24 protein-coding genes and 1 pseudogene are annotated in these 22,162 nt (G+C 38.6%); 9 read left to right on the top strand and 16 right to left on the bottom strand.

The window, feature by feature from the left end:
* Positions 1–82 precede the first annotated feature (82 nt).
* A complete protein-coding gene (proC, locus tag E6H07_17270; protein TMI62014.1) occupies positions 83–880 on the top strand; it encodes a pyrroline-5-carboxylate reductase in 798 nt (265 codons plus the stop codon).
* Between the two features lie 2 nt (positions 881–882).
* Here proC and E6H07_17265 read toward each other — a convergent pair whose 3' ends face one another.
* The gene (locus tag E6H07_17265; protein ID TMI62013.1) at positions 883–1,926 is read right to left on the bottom strand and encodes a GMP reductase; all 1,044 of its coding nucleotides are present in this window, start codon (positions 1,924–1,926) and stop codon (positions 883–885) included.
* 110 nt (positions 1,927–2,036) lie between these two features.
* On the opposite strand from E6H07_17265, the gene E6H07_17260 reads away from it, so the two are divergent.
* Entirely contained in the window at positions 2,037–2,540 is a 504-nt protein-coding gene (locus E6H07_17260) for a redoxin domain-containing protein (GenBank protein TMI62092.1), read from the top strand.
* Positions 2,541–2,567: 27 nt separating this feature from the next.
* Here the strand turns inward: E6H07_17260 and E6H07_17255 are convergent, their stop codons facing one another.
* Positions 2,568–2,945, bottom strand: coding sequence for a hypothetical protein (locus tag E6H07_17255; GenBank protein ID TMI62012.1), 378 nt, complete (start codon positions 2,943–2,945; stop codon positions 2,568–2,570).
* 129 nt (positions 2,946–3,074) lie between these two features.
* On the opposite strand from E6H07_17255, the gene E6H07_17250 reads away from it, so the two are divergent.
* The gene (locus E6H07_17250) at positions 3,075–3,785 is read left to right on the top strand and encodes a tetratricopeptide repeat protein (GenBank protein TMI62011.1); all 711 of its coding nucleotides are present in this window, start codon (positions 3,075–3,077) and stop codon (positions 3,783–3,785) included.
* A 226-nt stretch (positions 3,786–4,011) separates the two neighbouring features.
* Positions 4,012–4,947, top strand: a complete 936-nt coding sequence (gene mdh, locus E6H07_17245) for a malate dehydrogenase (protein ID TMI62010.1) — start codon at positions 4,012–4,014, stop codon at positions 4,945–4,947.
* 157 nt (positions 4,948–5,104) lie between these two features.
* Here mdh and E6H07_17240 read toward each other — a convergent pair whose 3' ends face one another.
* A complete protein-coding gene (locus E6H07_17240) occupies positions 5,105–6,049 on the bottom strand; it encodes a hypothetical protein (protein ID TMI62009.1) in 945 nt (314 codons plus the stop codon).
* 223 nt (positions 6,050–6,272) lie between these two features.
* Between E6H07_17240 and E6H07_17235 the strand changes: the two genes are divergently transcribed.
* Genes E6H07_17235 through E6H07_17220 form a run of 4 tightly spaced genes read left to right on the top strand, consistent with a single transcriptional unit; the run spans position 6,273 to position 9,108 of the window.
* Positions 6,273–7,469: a circularly permuted type 2 ATP-grasp protein gene (locus tag E6H07_17235; protein ID TMI62008.1), complete on the top strand. Its 1,197-nt coding sequence runs from the start codon at positions 6,273–6,275 to the stop codon at positions 7,467–7,469.
* Entirely contained in the window at positions 7,466–7,954 is a 489-nt protein-coding gene (locus tag E6H07_17230; protein TMI62007.1) for a hypothetical protein, read from the top strand. Before E6H07_17235 ends, E6H07_17230 begins: the two co-directional genes overlap by 4 nt.
* Before the next feature lie 33 nt (positions 7,955–7,987).
* The gene (locus tag E6H07_17225) at positions 7,988–8,305 is read left to right on the top strand and encodes a cupin domain-containing protein (protein TMI62006.1); all 318 of its coding nucleotides are present in this window, start codon (positions 7,988–7,990) and stop codon (positions 8,303–8,305) included.
* Between the two features lie 23 nt (positions 8,306–8,328).
* Entirely contained in the window at positions 8,329–9,108 is a 780-nt protein-coding gene (locus E6H07_17220; protein TMI62005.1) for a transporter, read from the top strand.
* 14 nt (positions 9,109–9,122) lie between these two features.
* Here E6H07_17220 and E6H07_17215 read toward each other — a convergent pair whose 3' ends face one another.
* From E6H07_17215 to E6H07_17170, 10 genes and pseudogenes are all read right to left on the bottom strand, one after another.
* Complete coding sequence (locus tag E6H07_17215; GenBank protein TMI62004.1) at positions 9,123–11,732, bottom strand: TonB-dependent receptor; 2,610 nt, start codon at positions 11,730–11,732, stop codon at positions 9,123–9,125.
* Positions 11,733–11,957: 225 nt separating this feature from the next.
* Positions 11,958–12,245 (bottom strand): annotated as a pseudogene (locus tag E6H07_17210) (hypothetical protein).
* An 82-nt stretch (positions 12,246–12,327) separates the two neighbouring features.
* Positions 12,328–12,642 carry a hypothetical protein gene (locus tag E6H07_17205; GenBank protein ID TMI62003.1) on the bottom strand — a complete coding sequence of 105 codons (315 nt, stop codon included), beginning with the start codon at positions 12,640–12,642 and terminating at the stop codon, positions 12,328–12,330.
* Between the two features lie 235 nt (positions 12,643–12,877).
* On the bottom strand, positions 12,878–13,711 hold the full coding sequence (locus E6H07_17200; GenBank protein TMI62002.1) for a hypothetical protein: 834 nt from the start codon (positions 13,709–13,711) through the stop codon (positions 12,878–12,880).
* Positions 13,712–13,716: 5 nt separating this feature from the next.
* Complete coding sequence (locus tag E6H07_17195) at positions 13,717–14,208, bottom strand: TlpA family protein disulfide reductase (protein TMI62001.1); 492 nt, start codon at positions 14,206–14,208, stop codon at positions 13,717–13,719.
* Positions 14,209–14,257: 49 nt separating this feature from the next.
* Positions 14,258–14,803 (bottom strand): hypothetical protein, encoded by a 546-nt coding sequence (locus E6H07_17190; protein TMI62000.1) that lies wholly within the window; start codon positions 14,801–14,803, stop codon positions 14,258–14,260.
* An 18-nt stretch (positions 14,804–14,821) separates the two neighbouring features.
* Positions 14,822–15,346, bottom strand: a complete 525-nt coding sequence (locus E6H07_17185; protein ID TMI61999.1) for a heavy-metal-associated domain-containing protein — start codon at positions 15,344–15,346, stop codon at positions 14,822–14,824.
* 166 nt (positions 15,347–15,512) lie between these two features.
* The gene (locus E6H07_17180) at positions 15,513–15,905 is read right to left on the bottom strand and encodes a hypothetical protein (GenBank protein TMI61998.1); all 393 of its coding nucleotides are present in this window, start codon (positions 15,903–15,905) and stop codon (positions 15,513–15,515) included.
* 69 nt (positions 15,906–15,974) lie between these two features.
* A complete protein-coding gene (locus E6H07_17175; GenBank protein TMI61997.1) occupies positions 15,975–17,912 on the bottom strand; it encodes a hypothetical protein in 1,938 nt (645 codons plus the stop codon).
* Positions 17,913–18,104: 192 nt separating this feature from the next.
* Positions 18,105–18,911 carry a hypothetical protein gene (locus tag E6H07_17170; protein TMI61996.1) on the bottom strand — a complete coding sequence of 269 codons (807 nt, stop codon included), beginning with the start codon at positions 18,909–18,911 and terminating at the stop codon, positions 18,105–18,107.
* Between the two features lie 110 nt (positions 18,912–19,021).
* Between E6H07_17170 and sucC the strand changes: the two genes are divergently transcribed.
* The gene (sucC, locus tag E6H07_17165) at positions 19,022–20,233 is read left to right on the top strand and encodes an ADP-forming succinate--CoA ligase subunit beta (protein TMI61995.1); all 1,212 of its coding nucleotides are present in this window, start codon (positions 19,022–19,024) and stop codon (positions 20,231–20,233) included.
* Positions 20,234–20,322: 89 nt separating this feature from the next.
* Here sucC and E6H07_17160 read toward each other — a convergent pair whose 3' ends face one another.
* The 3 genes from E6H07_17160 to E6H07_17150 form a co-directional block, all read right to left on the bottom strand.
* Positions 20,323–20,856, bottom strand: a complete 534-nt coding sequence (locus tag E6H07_17160) for a putative metal-dependent hydrolase (protein TMI62091.1) — start codon at positions 20,854–20,856, stop codon at positions 20,323–20,325.
* A 73-nt stretch (positions 20,857–20,929) separates the two neighbouring features.
* On the bottom strand, positions 20,930–21,688 hold the full coding sequence (locus tag E6H07_17155) for an ABC transporter ATP-binding protein (protein ID TMI61994.1): 759 nt from the start codon (positions 21,686–21,688) through the stop codon (positions 20,930–20,932).
* Between the two features lie 13 nt (positions 21,689–21,701).
* A complete protein-coding gene (locus tag E6H07_17150; protein ID TMI61993.1) occupies positions 21,702–22,160 on the bottom strand; it encodes a GNAT family N-acetyltransferase in 459 nt (152 codons plus the stop codon).
* Positions 22,161–22,162: the final 2 nt, after the last annotated feature.

Here is a 22,162-nt window from a genome sequence, read left to right as displayed (position 1 = left end):
ATTCATCCTATTTTTACACAGTTGTTGCCTGCCACAGAAGTTAATTCTTCGTGTGGCATTTTTATTTTATTAAACGAAAGTTATGTCAAAGAAAATTGCAATCATTGGTGGCGGAAATCTTGGAGCATCGATAGCAGATGGTTTGATCATGAGTGAATTCAGCCGCCCTGTTGAACTAAGCATTACCCGCAGGAATATTTCTGTATTAAGCCGCTTTGCCGAAAGAGGTTGTATGGTTCATAGTAATAACAAGAAAGCTGTAAAAGATAGTGAGATCATCATTCTTGCAGTTAAGCCTTATAATTATGCAGATATTATTAAAGAAATAAAACCTGTTTTAGATCCAAAGAAGCATGTTATTGTATCTGTCATCACCGGTGTGTGGATTGATGAAATGCAAAAAGCAATTGGCAAACCTGTTCCTATTATCCGTGCTATGCCGAATACTGCCATCGCTATTCAGCAAAGCATGACCTGCATAGCACATAATGGCGCAAGTCCATCACAGATCAGTTATGTGCAGCAATTGTTTGATGTATTGGGAAGAACGGTGATAATCGATGAAAAATTGATGGATGCCGCCACTGTGTTAGGAGCTTGCGGCACTGCATATGCAATGCGTTATATCCGGGCAAACATCCAAGGCGGTATTGAAATTGGTTTTGATGCAGCAACGGCAACATTGATCGCTGCACAAACAGTAAAAGGCGCTGCGGATCTATTGCTACAAAAGAATACACATCCTGAACAGGAGATCGATAAAGTAACGACCCCAAAAGGTTGCACCATCGCAGGATTAAATGAAATGGAACACCAGGGATTCAGTTCATCATTGATCCGTGGTGTAGTGGCGAGTTTTAAAAAAATTCAACAGCCCTGATCTTACTCCGAGAACCATTCGTTATGCTGTTCCTCTACACGGATAAATGTAGTACGTTTTGTAAGTTCCTTTAAAACCTTTGCACCTACATACGTGCAGGCAGAACGAAGCCCACCGAGAATATCCTGAACGGTATCAGATACATTTCCACGATAAGGTATTTCTGTTGTCTTGCCTTCTGATGCACGGTAATCAGCTACACCACCGGAATATTTATTCATGGCTGTTTCAGAACTCATGCCATAGAAAAGTTTAACCTTAGTACCATCTTCTTTTTCCAAAAGCTCTCCACCACTTTCTTCATGACCTGCAAGCATACCGCCAAGCATTACAAAATCAGCGCCACCGCCAAATGCTTTTACTACATCACCGGGGACTTTACAACCACCATCAGAAATTATTTGTCCGCCTAATCCGTGTGCGGCGTCGGAACATTCAATGATAGCAGATAACTGCGGATAGCCTACTCCAGTTTTTACCCTTGTTGTACATACTGAACCCGGACCAATTCCTACTTTAATTATATCCGCACCTGCCAGCAATAATTCTTCTACCATTTCACCCGTAACCACATTGCCCGCAATAATTACTTTGCCGGGATATTTTTTTCTTGTCGCAGCAACAAACGATACAAATTTCTCTGAATAACCATTAGCTACATCGATACAAATAAATCGTAACGCTGTATTCTCTTTTAAAATTGTACCCAACTTCCTTGCATCTGCATCACTGGTGCCGGTGCTTATGGCAATATGCTCAGCGATCTTCTTTCCATCATTTTTCATAAATGCTTTCCATTGTGCAGCAGTATAATGCTTATGTATTGTTGTAAACATTTTATGAGTTGCAAGTGCTTTAGCCATTTCCATGGTTCCTACCGTATCCATATTGGCTGCCATGATTGGGATCCCTTCCCAATCTTTACCGCCATGCAGGAATTTAAACTTACGGTTCAGCGAAACTTCGGAACGGGAACTAAGTGTGGAGCGTTTAGGTCTTAACATCACATCTTTAAAACCCAGCTTAATATCTGAATCTATATGCATAATTTAAAAATTTGAACCGGGCAATTTAACTAAACATAAGCTATGCCGAAAAGAAAATTATGAACAGCAGAAAAATCAATCAGTTATTTTTGCAGTTCAAATACCCGATAATGAAATTCCTTACCATTGCTGTTGCCCTTCTGATAACATTTAATGTAAATGGTCAAACAGATTCCATACAGCCGCCTTATAAAAGATTTCCGACCCCACCTCCTTTTAAATTATTACTTACTGACAGTGCCACTTATTTTACAAAAGCAGATCTCGAAAAGAAAAAACCTTTATTGATAATGTTGTTCAGTCCGGACTGTGACCATTGCAAACATGAAACTGAGGAGTTGATAAAGAATATTGATAAGTTTAAAAAAGTTCAGATCGTAATGGCAACTTTTCAACCGTTTGATGAGATGAAAAAATTTTATGCTGATTTTCAGCTAAATCGCTTTGAGAATATTGTAGTCGGCAAAGACATCAACTTTATCCTCCCTCCTTTTTATAATATTCGCAATCTTCCATTCCTGGCTTTTTATGATAAGAAAGGACAACTGATCTCTGTATTTGAAGGCGGATTGCCGATGGATAAAGTGGCGGAGAAGTTTGGGATTGATAAATAAAATTGAATCACTGTGAAGTTCAATTTTTCAAGGAAGATTCATAGCTTCCCATTCTTTGATCTGCTTTTTAGATGCCAGCCCTCTCCAGCTTAATTCAAGTATCTCTTTCAACAATTTCATATTGTATTGGTGGATCCACATGCAGATATAGGGATATGCTTTAAAGTGATCCGGCAAAAGAAAAATTTCAGGATAGCGTATTAAGTATTCATCTCTTTTTTCAAAATCAAGATGAATAGGAATGAATTCGCCGTTGTCATGTAACCTGCACATGAGTTTACCTCTTACTTTTATTGATGGAGTATTTTCATGAGATACACTTTCCTCTGCTCCCGGAAATAATAAAGCGATCCTTTTAATAGGTTCAAAATCTGCAGGATCGTATTTTATATTTTCCCGATTCATTAATATGCCTTGCCAGGTTTTAAGATAAATACTTCGGTAAACATTAAAAATGTTTTTTAAATTTAGAAAATAATCTGGTATAAAATTTAATTGATTATCAGAAGAAATCTTTACCAGAGAATAAGGCAAATGTTGGCTTCAATAGTTATGAGACATAATATTTCTAATATACTTTTTACTATATTCCTATACTCTTGTACCTCCTTCGGTGACTATTTACAAAAAGCGGACACCGCGATTGAAAAAGAAGATTATAGAGAAGCTATAAATTTCTTAAATAAAGCTCTTTCTAAAAAGAAATATCTCGCAGAAGCTTACTCGGAAAAGGCTCACTGTTACACAAAACTCAATAAAGACGACTCTGCTATAATAGTCTACGAACAACTTCTTGTCTTTGATCCAAATAATACATTGGCTTTTTATAATCTCGGTTTGTGCAAATACCGACAAGAAAAGTTTGATGAAGCAATTGATTATTTTAACGACGCAATGAAAACAAAAGGCTATAACCCCAACGATACATCGAAATCACAATTAATCATGGAATATACTCAGGGAGGAAAGGAGTTACTTGGTATGGATGGTAAATTTGATATCTCATTTTCAGAAATCTTTTATATGGCAGGATTAGTGTATTATAAAACAGGAAAGATAAAAAAGGCGTATAGATATTTCATGGACTGTATTTCCAAAGGATTCAACGTGCCTGAAAGTCACTATATGATTGGGTTATGCTGGCTTTCCGCTGGCGATAATCAAAAGGCCTGCGAGTCATTCAAGACTTCCCAAATTTCCGGTTATGCGCTAGCAATTGAACAGTTTGAAAAAAACTGCAAATAAACTACTGTAGTCAACAAAGGTTTTTCTGCTATCCTATCAGACGAATACGATAGTGATGTGTGAAGAATGCCAAATAGAATTACAGAACCCTGAACGGAGCGTCGCAACAGAAGTCTAATAGCAGCACTTCAGCAGGTTGAATACCCAAAAATCTCACCCTACGAAAAGCTGCCCAACCATTATCTTTGCCCCCTCAAATAATTTACTCAATAATAAAAATTCTCTGATGAAAGTAACCGTAGTAGGTGCAGGCGCAGTAGGCGCAACAACTGCCGATAATATTGCCCGTAAACAATTATGCAGTGAGCTGGTGCTGGTAGATATTAAAGAAGGTGTGGCTGAAGGTAAGGCCATGGACCTGATGCAAACAGCACAGATCGAAGGTTTCGATACAAAGATCATTGGCAGTACTAATGATTATGCAAAAACTGCCGGCAGCGATGTGGCCGTTATTACTTCCGGTATTCCACGTAAACCGGGTATGACACGAGAAGAATTGATCGGCATTAATGCAGGTATTGTAAAAACGGTTGCAGAAAATATTCTGAAGAATTCACCGAATGCAATCATCATCGTCATCAGCAACCCGATGGATACGATGACCTATCTCGCATTAAAAGCTACAGGACTTCCTAAAAACCGTATTATTGGAATGGGTGGCGCATTGGACAGTGCAAGATTCCGTTATTTCTTAAGCACCGCCATGAAATGTTCACCAAACGATCTGAATGCAAATGTAATTGGCGGTCATGGCGACACTACAATGATCCCTTTAACAAGGTTGGCTACTTATATGGGAATACCGGTGAGTAATTTCCTTGATGCAGATGCTTTGAAAAAAGTAGCTGCTGATACAATGGTGGGTGGTGCTACGCTGACAGGATTATTGGGCACATCAGCCTGGTATGCACCGGGTGCAACTGGCGGTTTTTTAGTAGAAAGTATTTTACGTGACGAAAAAAGAATTGTTCCCTGCTGTGTAGCGTTGGATGGAGAATACGGACAAAAAGATATTTGTCTTGGCGTACCTGTTGTAATTGGTAGAAATGGCTGGGAAAAAATTGTTGACTATAAACTGAATGAAGAAGAACAGGCCGCATTTAATAAAAGCGCAGAAGCAGTAAGAAATATGAATAGTGTTTTGAATACGCTAAGCTTGTAAAATATTTTTTATAACTTTTGAAAGCGGATGAGTGTTCATCCGCTTTTTTTTTGAATAGGACAGCAAGCAACATATAACTACCGTAAGATCCGCAACACTAATTGAAAATAAAAAGGCCCCGCAAATTGCGGAGCCTCTCATGTTATAAGTGCAAGGTTTATCTCTGTTGTACAGGAGGAGGAGGGAATGCAGACGCAGGCGGTGCATTTTTTATATCTATCACTTCCACCTCAAATAATAGATTGGTGAAAGGCGGAATGTCCTGGTAACCTGAAGTACCATAAGCCTGGTCAAAGGGCACAAGGAAATTTGCTTTGGAACCTTTCTTTAATAATTGCAATCCTTCAAACCATCCACGGATCAATCCCATCGGCGCCAGGTTAAAATCCAGTGGCCTGTTACGTGTAGTATCTTTATTATTCATGTTCCCGTCAAATACTCTGCCATCGGGATAACGGCCTTCATATTTCATAGACACAACTTTTCCGCTATCACAGGTAGGGCCATCACCATCTTTTGTAATTTTTACATAAGTGCCACCTGCTGTTTTTATAGCACCTGCAAATTTTTCTTTTGCTATTTTCTCCACCTCTGCTTTACGCTTATCAGTTACTAACTGCTGCATACGCATCATTTCTGTTCTGTATTCCTCCTGCACCACTTGAACAGAGTCATAACGTTTTAATATTTTTACATACAGGTAATAATTTGATCCTTTTTTCAGGTAAGCTGGAATTGAACCCGGAGGTGCATTGGGGCTTTTACTGAGAATAGTATCAACCGGAAAACGATAAACAACACTATCACCAACAACTAATTTGTTTGCAATTTCCCAGATATCAAAATCTCTTGCTATTGAATCGATCTTTGCAAACTGATCAGGTGTTTCATCAGGAACATTAAGCAATGAATCCTCGATCTTCTGTACAAGGCGGAAACGTACAAATGTTCCGGATTTCAAGCTGTCTTTACCACCGTTGGCAAAGATCTTATATCCCAGGCCGGTTTTGGTAACTGAAAAATTTTTGTTGTCTGCGTTCGTGCAGGATGTAACTGTAAAGGCTATTGCCACTAACATCAGCACCCACTTGTTCATTTTCATTTTTGGTTATTTAAGTATTTATAAATTCTGTAATGGGGAAATAAAAAAGAATTACCCAGTAAAGCGGCGCAATATCGGAATAAATTCCCGTTTTGCCTGTTCTTTCTGCCAAATACCAGGTGTTTATTTTGATGCCTGAAAAAAAGGATAATTGAGCAGAAATCTCTTCATTTTGGTTACCAATATTTCATTTCCTAACTTTCGATTTAATAAAAATACATACATGGTATCCGAAATACGGGGCAGCTTCAATGGCAGTTTCAACAAAGAAAAGTATGAGGCATTCCTCCGTGACCTGAACAGTGTACATCCGGGTGCTATTGAATTCCGTGTAGCTGAAACGCCGGTTTTTGTTTCCAAAGATTTTACCACCAAAATGCTTGATGCCTGTGAAAGTATTGTAGACGTTATCACCGATCCTGGTTTTAATGAAATGGTTAAAAATGCGGTCCCCAAAAATATTCATGTGCCCGGCGAAAGCAGGCATTCGCATTTTATTGCTTTCGATTTTGGCATTTGTATAAATGAGGCCGGTGAATATGAACCGCAACTGATCGAAATGCAGGGCTTCCCTACCCTGTTTGCATACGAAGTATTGCTGGATGAAGTTTTCAGAAAACATTTTCCGGTGCCGGATAATTTTAGTTGCTATCTCGGGGATCATGAAAAAGAAAGTTACCTGCAATTATTAAAAGATATTATCGTAGCTGATGAGAAGCCTGAAAATGTGATATTGCTTGAAATTTTTCCACACCAGCAAAAAACAAGAATTGATTTTTATTGTACGCAGGATTATCTCGGTATAAAACCTGTTTGCCTCACAGAGTTAATTAAAGAGGGGAAGAAATTGTTCTACATGAATGAGGGGAAGAAAACCCAGGTCAGGCGAATTTATAATCGTGTAATATTTGATGACCTGCAACAACAAACACCTGAAGTGCAGGAGAAAGGAAAAATTTTATTTGAAGAATTGGATGTGCAATGGATACCGCACCCCAACTGGTTTTATAAGATCAGCAAATACACAATACCTTTTATACATCATCCTTATGTGCCAAAAACATTTTTCCTGGATGAAATAAAACAAATACCTACTGATCTCGAAAATTATGTTTTAAAACCGTTGTTCTCGTTTGCAGGCCAAGGTGTGGTAATAGATGTAACACAAACCGATATTGATAATGTAAAAGACCCGGAGAATTGGATACTGCAACGAAAAGTAAAGTATGCTGATATAATTGAAACACCAGATATCCCGGCCAAAGCGGAGATCCGATTATTTTATTTCTGGAAAGATGGTGCTGCAAGACCTGTTGCTGCCAACAATCTTGCAAGATTGAGCAAAGGAAAAATGATCGGTGTTCGTTATAACAAGGACAAGGAATGGGTTGGCGGAAGTTTTTGTTATTTTGAAAAATGAGATTTTTTGCGATCATATTATTACTTCTGTTTTTTATAGCCTGCAATCAACATTCTGGTGATGTACAGAAACTGCAATCAAAAATTGACAGTCTTGAAAAACGACTGGCCGAAACTTATAAACCGGGTCTGGGTGAGTTTATGTCGGGCATACAGATACATCATGCCAAGCTTTGGTTTGCCGGACAAAATCAGAACTGGCCTTTAGCAAATTTTGAGATACACGAAATACAAGAAGCTCTTGATGATGTACAGAAATTTTGCAGCGACAGAGAAGAAACTAGATCAATTGGAATGATCAATGGCCCTGTCGATAGTTTGACCGGAGCTATTCAACAAAAAGATCTAAGACTATTCAGCAGCAGATATGCCCTTTTAACCCAGGCATGTAACAATTGCCATTTAGAAACAAAACATAAATTTAATATTGTTACTATTCCATCATCCACACCTGTTGTCAACCAGGATTTCAGGCCATTAAAATAATACTGGTATTACACTCAATCCAGAACGTCATATATGGAACAGATCAAAAATATCAAACCTAAAGAAGTTGTCCCCGGTATCACGGGCCACTATGTACATGGCGATGCTTTAACCCTCGGATATGTTGAAGTAAAGAAAGGAAGCATTTTACCCGAGCATCATCATGTGCATGAACAAATCACTTTTGTACTGGAAGGGCAACTGGATATGATAATAGGTGGTGTACCCTGTCCTTTAAAAGCCGGTATGTATCATGTTATTGCTTCCAATGTTCCCCACTCCGCTACTACACCGGTGGATTGCAAAGTGATTGATGTGTTCAGCCCGGTAAGAGAAGATTATAAACAATAATTGTTGCTTCTTATATTTGTGTAATGAGAAAACCACTGCTCATTCTTACATTGATAAGTATAAACCTTTATGCTCTATCGCAGGAAGAAGGCCGCATGGAAACTGATCGTCCTGATCAAACCGAATCCCCGATTATTACAAAAAAGAAATATATACAGACAGAAATTGGATTCAACTATGAAAAAGATGGAGATCTTCACGCATTTGTACATCCTACTATTCTGTGGAAATATGGAGCTTGCAGTCGGTTTGAATTTAGGTTAATAACAGAGTTTGTTTCTGTGGAGACTCCCCTGATCATCCCCAATGGAAATGAAATAAAAACAGGAATTCTTCCTATTAAGATCGGTGGTAAAATAGCACTTTGGGAGGAAAAAGGTTTAGTACCTAAGACATCAGTGATCTTTCATATAGCACCTTCAAATATCGGCAGCAAAAAATTTTACACAAGCAAATGGGCTCCCAATTTTATTTTAACCATGCAGCACACTTTATCAGAAAATATCGGGTTAGGTTATAACCTGGGATTTGAACTGGATGGCGAAAGCGGCAGTCCATTTTGGGTCTATACAATAGCTCCGGGTTTTAATATCGGTAAAAGCTGGTATGGCTATATTGAATTGTTTGGGGCGGTGAAAAACAATGAACTGCCTCGTCACAACCTGGACGGCGGCCTTGCTTATTATTTTTCTGATAACAAAAAGCTTGATTTTTCATCCGGCATTGGACTCACTGATAATGTGACTGATTGGTATGGTTCAATAGGATACTCTTTTCGATTCAATACAAAAAAGAAGAAATAATTACTGCACGATCATTACTTCAATTTATACCTGATCCCAGTATAAAATAATCTACCACTTACAGGCCCCCAAACCAATGACGCATCAAAGTATTGGCTAAAAGGTTGATCAGCTGCAATGATTGGATCCTTTTGAAAATAATTAGACAAATTCTCTCCGCCAAAATATAGCTCAAACGGATGTTTTTTACCAAGCGTCTTGCTAACCTGCGCATTCATCAGGACATAAGATGGTGAACTTGTGTTGAGTTGATATTGAGCTGGGTTAGCCGATGTATTTGGTATCCTCTTAGTACCATTATAATTAAACGTATAATCAAGCTTCCAGCCGCTTACTTCGTAGGCAAGATTTGCAAATGCCCTGTTTTTTGCAGTAAATGGTTTTTGTAAAAGCTCATTACTATAAGTTGTTTTTACATCAAAAAAGCGGTAAGCTACCCTTACCTCCAATTTACGAACAGGTTCAAAGTTCATTTCTGCCTGGAAACTATTTGAAAAAGATTTTCCCGCCAGATTATAAAATTTAACTTGTCTTACATCTTCAAGGTCCACCACTACTTGTTCATCAAAATCATTTCTGAAATAATCAACACTGAATGATCCATCACGTTTGAAGAGTTTAAACTTCTGATCAACACTGATCCCTTTATTCCACGCAACTTCAGGATCGAGTCCATAGGCTTTACCTGCTGAAGATGATAAAATATTTACTTGTCTTGAGCTCACAAACACACTCATATTCTCCGCAAAAATATTTGCAGTACGTTGTCCACGTCCTGCACTTAGGCGAATCGTAGTTCCTTTTAGGGGTTCATAGCGTACATGTACCCGGGGAGTAATAAACCAGTCAAATAAACTATTATTGTCGGCACGAAGACCGGCAACAATATTGAACTTATCAACCGGTGTAAACGTATATTCGAAAAATGCACCGGGAACTGTTTCGGTTCTTTTAAAATTGATGGATTTAAAATCTTCATCATATTTATCTGAAACGAAACTTAAACCAGTTCTGAATTTATGATTGGTGTTGCCAATGATAGATTGATAAATCAGGTTAGCATAAAAATTACGCTGTTCTGCATTATATTCAGTAAGCCCGAAATAAGAATCCTGCTGATGATTGAAGGTTGATAATTGCAGGCCGATACTTTTATATTTTTTGGCAGGGAATACATAACCGATCTTGGCAAAACCTTCATATCGTTTAGTGTTGATACCAAGCCCGTAATAATTGGTAGTAAACTTATCGTTAGCCGCATCAAACTTTGTCTCACCTCCTGTTCTGTTATCATTCAATATCTTGAAACCAAACTGTGTTAAAAAACCTTTCCCATCTTCATACTTCCATCGATTAATCGCACTAAACTGATTACCCATTGGAAGATCACGAAATCCATCATTGTTAAAGTCGATCGATTTGTTATTTAAGTAATCATCATGCAGTAATAATGCCGTACTCCATTTTTTGCCAAGCTTCTGTGTAAGGACAAGATTCAAATCTGTTTTACCCATATCATTTATATACGCATTTGCATAAAGCCGTTCCGCTTTCTCTGGTTTCTTTAATTCAATATTGATCTGCCCGGCAATACTTTCAAAACCATTTGCCACCGAGCCTACTCCTTTATTCAGTTGTATCGATTCAACCCATGGACCAGCAATGGAATTTAAACCCAATGGTGTAGCAATTCCTCTTGGGCCGGGAAGATTCTCAACGGTTAGTTGTGTGTAATTACCACTCAAACCCAACAACTGAATTTGTTTACTACCTGTTACAGCATCGTTATATGAAACATCAACTGAAGGGTTGGTTTCAAAACTTTCACTCAGGTTACAGCAAGCCGCTTTAAATAATTCTTTTTCTGACATTACCTGTTTACGTAGGGGGCTTAATGCAGAGACAAAGGTTGAACGTTGCCTTGCTATGATTGTAACCTCTCCCAACTTCTTATCTGTTGCAAGAATAATTTTCAGTTCCTTCATATCGGCAACTGTCATTGTATCGGGTTTATAACCTGCATAGCTGACAATTAATCTTTCTGCACCTGGGTGATGAGGAATACTGAAAACACCTGATGTATCCGTAACCGTTCCTTTATTTGTACCCAGCCATATAACAGAAGCACCGGCTAGCGGTGAAAACATTCCTTTTTTATTTTCTTCAAGCACTACTCCTTTTACAATATGAGCATCGGCAGGTAATTGGACTGTTCCATTTTCTAATACTGCAAGATCACCTGCAATTGATTTTTCAACCTGTCTTTTCATGTCCGCATTTCGTTTTTCGATTTCCCGGTAATGACAGCAATCCGGCAGTTCATTATACGTTGCAGTAGTTGCTTTTTCAAGTTCCGTGTCGTGTCCGGTCCCGGCTATTAATTTATGTACTTTCGATAAGCTGATCTTTTTAGGATTATAACTCAATGCAAGATTTTTTGTATCTACATCCCAGACAGCTGAACTGATTCCTTTCAGTTTAAGTGTTTGCTCAATCCGTTGTTTACACATTTCGCAGGCGCCGCTTACTTTGAAAATGATCGTAGAATCTTTAGCAGGTTGTGCACTCACAAAAAATGTAAAAACCAATAACGCAACTGTAAAAAAATATTTATTTGGTTTCATCCCGTTAAGTTTTTTGAAAAAAGAATAGCGGGGGCAGTTGATTTACCCCCGCCCGTTGACTTATTAACGATGATTTTCCTTTTTATCCTTTACCGGTTTTAAATCCATTCCGCATATGGAACATTTACCTGGTTTATCGCTGGCTACATCGGGATGCATACTACAGCAATATGCTTTCATGACTTCAGTTTTCATTTGCTCTTTTTTTGAAAGCGATAATTTTTTTCCACACTGAGGGCATTTGCCAGATTTATCACTTACGACATCAGCATGAACAGGACACGCATAGTTCTTTGTTACAGCAGCCTTCATGTCTTCTTTTTTGCTCAATGATAATTCCATACCGCATTTAGGGCATTTACCCGCTTTATCCATCTTTACATCCGGGTGCATAGAGCATGTGTACAAAAAAGTATGCTGAGTTGTGTCTTTTTTCCCTGCTTTCTCCTGTGCGAATACAGAAACGGAACTGATAGTTAAAGCTGCTATCAACAGCATCATGAACTTTTTCATATAAATAATTTTGAAGTATAAAAAATGTAATACAATGAACCCGGTAATAGTTTATTACCCGGACAGGATAGACCAGTAATTATTAAATACGGAAAACGCAGTTGCGGATATAAACTGCAACACCAGCACTTCGGGGAGGAGTATGTACATAATAATTTTCCCGGCTGGTGGACGTAATATTGATGCCAGGATTTTCAATAATAGAAGCAGGCAGTGCGTCTGATGCTGTTTGCATCAATTGAATGGATGCTTCAGCGATCTGCTGATCACCAGTGCTCTTTATAAGTCTTGATTCATCTTTACAACAACCACCGTCTTTCTCTGTTTTATCCATTCCGCAAAACGCACAAACAGTGGAATCATTATTTGCCACTCCCCAACCGGTCAATTTGTCCATACAATAATGCATATGAACATTTATCCCAGTCGCTGAAAAGAGATAGAAAAAAGCTAATATGGTTGTAACCAATTTACCCATCATCAGATATTAACTCAAAACTACATTTAAAGAGTTCCATGAAGAGATGATCTGCATCATTTGCAGCAGTCCTTTTTCCTGATAAAAATCATTCTGAATACTTTCGCAATAATTTTCTTTATAGAAGCCATTACTTTCAAGATCAATTATTTGATTATTTCTTCTTCCGCAAGGCATTCAAAAATATCCGCTCATAGCTGATCATAATACTTTTTTTCATCATACGGGAAATATCGCTACTCAACTGAAAGCGGTAGCCCAGGTTGAGCTTGCTGGTGCTATTAAAGATCAGTTGTATAGCTGGTGCCAGGTCTACATAGTATTTTTCAGAAGGCCAGTTAAGATTCCTTCCGCCAATCAATTCTGCATAAATATTCAGATTGATCTGATCATAATCGATATAGCTCCGCGGAAATACAAGATAGCCTGCAGAAAGTGTATAATTAAACGACTCAAAAGCGTAGGGCTGCGGATCTTGTTTTGATGATCTTACTTCATCCAGCACTTCGCTTATACTTGCTGTACCTGAAATGGCGAACTTATGCCATAGCTGCGTTGCAATAATTCCCGCCTGTATCCCGCTTTGATCTCCATTTGTCAAATTGATCTCATTATGATGAAGTTTGTTGCGGCTATAGGTAGCTGAAGTAAATGCAGCCATCCGAAAATGTTTATGTATTTCATCAATTGAAAGGAACCGGTACTTTGCATAAACTTTTGCAAACTCATAATAAAAATAATTCTCATGCATATTACCAAAACCGAGGCTGCCATGTACCATCCATTTTTTATTTAGCCCTAACATGACTTCCGGAACGTAGCGCTGTCCTAATCCATCATTATGAACACTATTACCAAACATTGTTCCCAGCTTTGCAGAAATAGATTTTGATGGCATATTCGATGCAGGCTCTGCATAAGGATATAACTCCTGTGCTGCTGCGGTTGTAACTATAAAAGAAATAAAAATAAAAAAGCAAAAACGCATGATCATTATTTTGAAAGCAAATCCTTAACTGCTGCCTCAAGGTCTTTCCCTTCCAGGTCCATTCCCACTAATTTGCCTTCTTTGTTTATTAAATACGAAGTTGGAAGGGCACTAACATTCCATTTCATTGCTGTACTCGCTTCTCCCATTTCTCTATCATTCACCTGCAGCCATGTTATTTTATCTTTTTGCACTGCTTTCTTCCAGTCTTTCTCGCTGTTATCAACAGATACACCGAATATCTCAAAACCCTGCGATTTATACTTAGCATATAATTTCATCATATGCTTGTTTGAAATACGACAGGGGCCACACCAGCTTGCCCAGAAATCAAGCAATACAATCTTTCCTTTTAATGAGGATAGTTTTAATGTATCGCCATTCAAAGATGGTAAAGCAATTTCCATGGCTTGTTGTCCCGGTCCGGGCTGTGCCTTTGCAGCAATAGAGAGAATGATAACAAATAAAAGCAAGTTGATTTTTCGTTGGATTTTCATATTGGTGATTTAAAAAATGTCTCCCCGATTGTAACGGGGAGACATCTGATTAAATAATTACATGATAGACTCTTTCATGAGCAGCTATTCCTTCCTTAGTACAACAATCACCCGATACACCTGTCTGTACACAGGTATGTTTGGTTGTATTAGCATACTTCTTGAATTCCTTTGCCGATAAAAAATTCTTATCAACAATGGTTATTGTTTTTTCGCCAGTAAGGGTTTCATCTGTACCGTTCAGGAAATGAATATTCAAACCGGCAACCTTTGCATGTGAATCCTTTGCTGCTTTTACATCAGCAAAATTTCCGGATGCTTTTAGCGATGCCACTGAAAAACCGGCATCTTCCACAGCTTTGCTCAATGCATCAAACTCAACATGACCGGATTGCTTAAATACCAAAACATAATCCTGTGATTTGATATCCACTTTTACCTCCTGTACAAAATCCACTTTCTCCAAAGCTACTTTTACTGCCTTGGAACACATGGAACATGTCAGCCCACTGGCTTTTAATGTGGCTTTTGTAAACTGTGCATTTACAGTAACTGAAAATGCAACCACTATCAATAGAATTAATAGCTTTTTCATGAATGACTGATTAAATGATTAATGATCGCCTTTCTCATTTTTACAGCAGTCTTTGCCATCATGGCCTTCTTTGGTGCATTTACCATCTTTGCAGCAGTCCATTTTTTCAGCACCTTCTTTTTTACAACAATCTTTACCATCATGACCAGGCATTGTGCATTTGCCATCTTTACAACAATCCATTGTTTTAGCAGCATTACTAGTCTCTGCTACTCTTTCATATTTACAGCAGCTATGCAATTTGTCGTATGATTCGTTGGTAGCTTTTACACCTACATTATCATAACCTGCATCAGCAATGCTTTTCTGAATTTTAGCAAGATCAGATGTAGACGAACTGTATTTAACGGTGATGACCTTTGTGTCTTTATTCCATTCTGCGGAAGTAGCGCCGGCTTTTTTAGCGGCTTTTTCTATATTGGTTTCACACATGCCGCAATTCCCGGATACCTTGAAGGTTTCAGTTTTTGTCTTTTGTGCAAAAACAGATGATGCAATAAGTGAACATACTAAAGCGATTGAAAATATCTTAAACGTTTTCATGATAATTCTAATTTGAGATTAATTAATTTAAAATTGATTCTAAAAAGTCATTGTGTCTAAAAGCACAGAGACTTATTCAAAACATCGCTGAATAGCGATATGAACGTACAAGAGTGCGACGCAACAAAAGTTATATAGTAGCACTGCTGCACGGCTTATAATATTCTCAAATTCTGAAAACGCAATTCTGCAGGTAGGTATCCTGCTGCGATAATAAAGGAGGTGAATGATTCTGGTAATCATTTTGCTCAACCAGCTGAATATTAAAATCAGTGATCAGGTTATGATAATTAACCGGAACTGCTTCGGGAGATCTTAATTCAAAATTGAATTGGCTGATATTGTGGTCATCATTCAGCTTTACCACTTTTACTTCATCATGACAACAGCCATTGCTGTCATCAGTATGCATTCCGCATTTGCCACATATATCGGATGATGTAGAATATAATTGTGCTGAATCGATCCGGTTCATGCAGTAGTGAATATTCACGACCACACCTGTTACAACAGTGAAGTAAATAATTGTCGATATGGCTCCTAACAGCTTTTTCAGCATGACCCCACAAAGATAGAATCATTTTCTGGCCAAACAACTGAGATTTTACCAACTGGGGAAAATTCAGGATCAGTTAACAAAACTCCAATAAACACCCAGCCTGATCTGTAATCCCGGCATTGGATAGCCCGGTGTTTCAATAATATTATTGGTAAAATTGATATTACCCATTTCCTGGATCGTATTCAGGTTTTCAGCCCGGATAAAAAACTTCATCGGCCTGATACGGAAGTGTAAATAAGCTGATATATAGGGTAACTGGTTTTTTATAGTAATGCTGTCCTGGTAATAAAACTGGCCAAGGGCTGGTGAATATCCGTCTCCTTTATAAGGGGTATGGTAAGTAACTTCCAATCCTGTAGAAATATGAAGGTTTTTAAATTTAGGGGGGCCTTCATACGCAAACCGGTTTCTTGTAAAAATCAGGGGTAGGTTTACGTGAGCATTACCAATTACCTGTTGAAAATAAACTTCAGAATGCCAGGCAAATTTCTTCCCCAGTTTAAACGATTTTTCAAAACTTACCTGGAACACATTGAACAAAGACGATTCCTGCGATAACTCATAATAGTTCTGGATATAGTTGTAATTCGTAAGTAAATAATAATGCGCTGACATATTCAACTTTCTTACCGGTTGAGTTAAAGTAGCAAAAAGATGTGTTGTGTTTTCATTGCTAAAAGCCTTTTCACTTTTCATCAGGTAAAAACTGCTTCGGCTATTGTAGATAAACGAAGGCGACCGGTTTACATTCTGAAATCCCAGTTGCAGGTAACCAATTTTTCGACTTAGAAAACGACGAAGGGCAGCGGTAGCTTCATAATCACTGAAATTATTACCACTGAGATAAAGTTTACCCTCTAAAAACATTTCCCATTTCTGGTTGCGGGTCTTGTTGCGATATTCACCATGCGCCATCAGGTTATAATAGCTCTGAGTTGACTTTGACAACCTGCCTTTAATGTTCTGCACCAAAAGACCCAGCTTGATAAACTGCTGCTGATTTTTTATATCCGGAAACTGGTAGAAAGAGAAATCATTGTTGATCACAGTCCAGTTTTCCCGGAGTTCAAAAGTATCAATGGGGTTCTGAAGAGTAGTATCATAAACATCCTTGTAATAAGTTGAGTCGCCAACATAATCCTGGAACAGGTATTTATTTTTTTCGATACTGAGTGTATGTTCAAAACGCAACCGCGGATAATACAAGTAATAGATAGTAGAGTCTGAGATCAGGGAATCCTTTTTGCCTAGATCATATTGTTGTCGCATTACGTAAACCGTTTCTGTATATTTTGTACCCGTCTCAATTCTTGTGCTGAAAAAATCACGGCCAAACTCAGGATCGCCGCCAATATTGGTAGGAATATTGAACCTGTCCTTATATACAACATCATTCATGTAATCCTGGTCACTCTTTATGCCTCCGTTTTCTGCCGATTGCAGCTTGTTTGATACCAGCATGAAATAATTATTATAACGTTTATTCGGCGATTGGTACCATGAGTTCAAAATGTAATTATTATGGTTTGTTTTTTGATTTTTAAACCACCCAGGAGAATTAATGAGCCTGTAGTTAAATGAAAAATTCCAGTTGGGCTTTATATTTTGTGTATGCAGTAATTCAATTACCTGTTCAGCTCTTGAACCCAGCAGGAAATTGATCTCAGAATAAGGCCTTGTAGTATGCATGAAGCGGGTCGTCTCTTTTTGCCACCGGTAAATATCAAATGAGTGAAAGCCTGCATCCCAGCCGGCAAATAGTTTGGGTGAAAATAATATTGACCGTGAAGCATTGCCAACATTACCCAGGTAAATATTAGTGGCCGGAACAGGATAACGCAAACGAAAATCTTTTATCGATGAATCCAGTTTACCGTAAGATGTGGAATCAAGATATTTGAAATAAACAGTTACGGAATCTTCAAACTTATTTCTACGCTTGAGGCTATCCTGTCCGCCTCCACTACCCATTGATGATAAGGCCCCTAACCCTGAGCCACCCATCCGTTGGGGATTAAAACCGCCACCACCGCTGGTAGGAAAACCTCTTTGCGCAGCAATACCCGTTTGCAGGAATAAGATAATGAAAGCAGTGTATGTGAGTTTATTTAACAGGGTAAATAATTAATGCTGGCAAAAGTAACTTAACTGGATAAGGTATTAAAATGAAATGCTGGTAAAGAAAAGAAGGCTATGTTAATAATTATACCTGAAAAAATCACAAAATTCTTCATCACATAACAAACGCTGCAGTGTTTTATCTTTTAACAGATCGGTATAATCAATCCAATTATTTCCAACTTTAATTTTCCTGTATATTAAGCGTATCCCTTGGCTATAATCAACCCACCAGTTGATATGACCCGTGTATAATGGTTGGATCGGTTTACCATCCAGTTTATGCCAGCCATAAATAGCAACCCTATCGGGTCGGCCATCTCTTGAGATCTTTCCGCTGATCACTACATCTTTTTGTATACCGGCAATCAATCCTTTTCGTCCTTTTCGCTGTCCTTCGATAATAAGATGATGATGCCACATGGTAGGCGTACTATCACGAAAAGCATACATCGGTACTGGTTCCAGTTTTAGTTTAGCTGCTTTATAAATGTCGTCCACCATTTTTCTTGTAGGTAAAAAACAATTAAAACTATCAGCGATCTGTTGAGCTGCCATCGGTGTTATATTAATTCTTGCCCAATCATCATTTGTACCAACGGATAAGTAATCAGGAGCGACATAGTAGGTTGCTTTAACATTTTTACCAGTTGCCGAATCAATAACCGAAACATGAACAGGAACAAATTTTTCGAGAAAAGAAGGAAGATTGCCAGCCAGTATTTCTTTAAGCACAAATGAATCCCTGCTTTTCCATTTCATGCCGGCAGCCTGCTGATAAAATTCAGTGCCTGTAAGTGAAGATCGCCTTTCCGGCAACTGTATTTTCTTTATACCCTGGCAGGAAAACAAGAAAACGATAAGAATCAGTAATACCAATTTCATAAATGAAAAATAGCAAATAATGATGGAACCAGAATGCAATACAAAAAAACTATTCGCTATTCACCATTCGCTATTCACTTCTCTCTATCTTCGCCGGAAACTTTTAAGATATGAATCTCCACGAATACCAGGCTAAGGAATTACTGAAAAAATACAATGTGCCCGTTCAGGAAGGTATTGCCTGCAGCACCGTACATGAAGCAGAAGAAGCTTACCGTCATATCAAGCATACAAGCGGCAGCAGTTTTGCTGTGGTAAAAGCACAGATACATGCAGGTGGTCGTGGAAAAGGAACGATAAAAGAAACCGGTATCAACGGAGTGAAAGTGGGTAAATCCGTTGATGATATAGTTGAATTTGCCCGCAAGATCCTGGGTGGCACACTGGTCACTTTACAAACAGGGCCGGCCGGTAAAGTGGTAAGTAAAGTTTTGGTGGCACAGGATATGTATTATGATGGTCCTTCGCCACGTAAAGAATTTTATTTATCAATACTGCTTGACAGGAGCAAAGGACAGAATGTAATAATGTATAGCACAGAAGGCGGAATGAATATTGAAGAGGTTGCACATAATACACCTGATAAAATTTTTAAAGAATGGGTAAATCCTTCAGGTGGCCTTCTCCCCTTCCAGGCCAGGAAGATCGCTTTCAATCTCGGACTAAGTGGCGAAGCATTTAAGAACTGCGTAAAGTTTGTTGCGAATTTATACAATGCGTATGTGGGTTTGGATTGTTCAATGCTTGAGATAAATCCTCTCTTCAAAGCATCCGATGATAAGATCATTGCAGTTGATTGTAAAATGGGTCTTGATGATAATGCGCTGATGCGCCACTCGGATGTTGCATCGCTACGTGATGTAAGTGAAGAAGACCCGACTGAAGTAGAAGCTGGACAGTACAACCTGAACTATGTAAAGCTTGATGGCAATGTTGGTTGTATGGTAAATGGAGCCGGTCTCGCAATGGCCACGATGGATATGATCAAACTCAGCGGTGGTGAACCAGCCAACTTTCTTGATGTGGGTGGTACCGCCAATGCACAAACTGTTGAAGCAGGATTCAAGATCATTTTGAAAGACCCGGCCGTAAAAGCAATTCTCATTAACATTTTTGGCGGTATCGTTCGTTGCGACCGTGTAGCACAGGGTGTAATAGACGCATATAATAATATCGGCAACATCAGGGTTCCGATCATTGTCCGTTTGCAAGGCACCAATGCTGAAGAAGCAAAAAAACTAATTGATGAAAGCGGATTGAAAGTGCAATCGGCTATTCAGTTGAGTGAGGCGGCAGCGTTGGTGAAGAAAGCTGTAGCATAAGATAATAACTAACAGATAAAAGATTTAATGCTTCCTGTAACGGGAAGCATTTTTATTTTTACAACATATTACTACTGCTTAATTAATAATTATTTCCAGCCCATTCTTTCACGCAGAGAAGTGATATGTGCCACATGATGTTTTCCATGCCATGCATACATACCCAATAAAAACCAGAGCCGCATTGTCCTTTTACTTTCAGGATGATAAACATTATGATTGTTCCATTCATCATCGCTGATCTGCTTCAGCACTTCATCCCAACGTTGGTGAAGGGCATGAAGCAGTGTAAGAGAAATATTGATGGGTGTTTTATGCGTATCGTTTAGTTCAGCCCAACGCTTCTCATCATAAGGTTTGATAGTCGGGTTATCTTCAGTAAGTCCCAGTTTGAAACGGCAATAAGCATTGATATGACTATCGGCCACATGATGCACCAATTGTTGCACCGTCCACCCGTCTTCCCGATAAGGAGTGAGCAGTTGATGTTCATCCAGATTCAACACTGCATTTTCCAACTGCAACGGAAGGAATTTTATATCCGCCATCCATTCTATTTTTTGGCCGATAGAAAATGGTTTCGGTTCATACTGCCCGATAGGATACTTTGGGTCAGCTTCAATAACTGTTTTCATATAAATTGTTTCAAATTATGTAATGCCAATTCGCTAATCCGCACATTAGCTAATCCTCAAATCATTCTCTCAAAGAATGTCCTGTCTTATTAATAAATACATCTTCCAGGTTAGCCAGCTTCATTTCTTTAGGCCGGTCAAAACCAGAGTTTATTAAATCATCGATCAGTTTATCCGGTGTATCCATTGCGATGATCTTTCCCTGATCAATAATAGCAACACGATCACAGAGGTATTCTGCCTCGTCCATATAATGCGTGGTAATGATCACCGTTGTTCCTTTCTCCCTGATATTTTTTACCAGTTCCCATAAACTGCGTCTTGCCTGCGGATCCAGGCCGGTTGTAGGTTCATCAAGAAAAATAATTTTGGGATCGTTGATCAATGTAGTGGCAATTGAGAAACGCTGTTTTTGTCCACCGCTTAATTGTTTGAGTTTTGATTTTGCTTTGTCTTTCAGGTTTACCATCTCAAGCAATTCCATTGAATCAACACTTTTATTATATAAGCCATTAAACAGATCGATCAACTGCAAAAGATTCAGCCCGGGATAATAGCCACTTGATTGCAATTGCACGCCGATAATTTTTTTTATTTCACCCGGTTGCTTATCAAGATTGAGACCATCCACAATTACTTCGCCGCTAGTTTTGCTACGTAATGTTTCAATGATCTCGAGTGTAGTTGATTTACCGGCGCCATTAGGTCCGAGCAATCCAAAGATTTCTCCTTCATTTACATGAAAAGAAATTCCTTTTACAGCCTGGAATGATCCATAATTCTTTACCAGGTTATTTACAGAAATAATTGTTCGGGACATAGCTGAGATTGAACTATAAAGATAACTCCATTTTAATATCAGCAGTTAAAAATGGAGCATCGGTAACGGGCACATGTTCAAATCCATATTTTTTGTACAAACTGATTGCAGTTTGCAACTGGCTGTTGGAGAAAAGAATGATTTTTTCTGCACCTGCTTTTGCAGCCTCGCTGATACATTTTTCCAGCAGCAGTTTACTGATGCCTAGTCCGCGGTGATGCGGATCAACACCCATTTTTATCAGCTCATATTCTTCATCACTTGATTTCCACAAACCGGCCGTACCTACTACATCGTACCCATCCATCGCCAGGAAGATCATTCCACCACGGGCTATCACAGTTCCTGATGGATCGTCCATTATTTCCAGGTCATGGCTTTCTGTGAGGTTGTACTTATCCAGCCACTCAAGATTTAATCTCTTAAAATCTGGCTGATATTTTTCTTCGTAATTAATTATTTTTATCGCCACGA

It is taken from the genome of Bacteroidota bacterium (assembly GCA_005882315.1).
Classification (GTDB): domain Bacteria; phylum Bacteroidota; class Bacteroidia; order Chitinophagales; family Chitinophagaceae; genus VBAR01.
The sequence above is the reverse complement of the archived record's forward strand: the minus strand, read 5'-3'. Positions and strand labels throughout refer to the sequence as shown.